Genomic DNA, 584 nt, shown 5'->3' with positions numbered 1-584 from the left:
GACGAGGCCGAACAACTGCTGATCAAGCTCAAGGGCGGCTGGATAGGCGTGCGGGACCAGCATGAAGCCGCCTGAGCCGGCAGCGCTGGAAGCCGCCATCCGCCGCGCCTGCGCCGAGCGCGACTGGGAACGCCTGGCCGCGCTGGACCAGTTGCTGGCCGAACTGCTGCGCACCCAGCCCCAGTCCTTTGACGCCGCCGCGCGCGCCGCCCTGCGCGCCGCCTACCGCGATGCGCTGGAAGTCTGCCGCGCAGACTCCGCGGAACTACAAGAAAAAATCGCCGCGCTGAGTCATCAGCGCGACGCGCAAATCGCTTACGCCGAAGTCAGCGACTGGAATCAAGCATGAATGTATCTTTGCCTCTCAATCTTCTCGCCGGCGGCGCTCCCGCGCCGGCCGACGCCGCGCCGGCGGACCCGTTGCTGGACCTGAACGCGGCGCAGCCATCCGGCGGCGATTTCGCCAGCGCCTTGCTGGCCAGCCTCACGGATGGGCAGGATGCCGCGCCGGCGATGGATAGCGATAGCGACCTCCCCGCGGGCGACGAGGCCAAGGCCGGAACGCCGGCGCCGCAGCCTGGCGC

Annotated in this window: 2 protein-coding genes; both read left to right on the top strand. The window is 69.9% G+C overall.

Annotated elements, in window-relative coordinates; genetic code table 11:
• Positions 1–61 precede the first annotated feature (61 nt).
• Complete coding sequence (locus LQT98_RS23435) at positions 62–349, top strand: hypothetical protein (RefSeq protein WP_048407820.1); 288 nt, start codon at positions 62–64, stop codon at positions 347–349.
• Positions 346–584: hypothetical protein (locus tag LQT98_RS23430; protein ID WP_231465614.1), on the top strand; the 239-nt coding region annotated here is incomplete at its 3' end. The genes LQT98_RS23435 and LQT98_RS23430, both read left to right, overlap by 4 nt.

The organism is Chromobacterium aquaticum, from assembly GCF_021129195.1.
GTDB classification, from domain to species: Bacteria; Pseudomonadota; Gammaproteobacteria; order Burkholderiales; family Chromobacteriaceae; genus Chromobacterium; species Chromobacterium aquaticum.
Note: the sequence above shows the minus strand (reverse complement) of the source record. Positions and strands in the feature narration are given on the sequence as shown.

Coding starts and splice junctions, on each gene's coding strand:
- LQT98_RS23435 (WP_048407820.1), top strand. CDS start 62: ATGAAGCCGCCTGAGCCGGCAGCGCTGGAAGCCGCCATCCGCCGCGCC.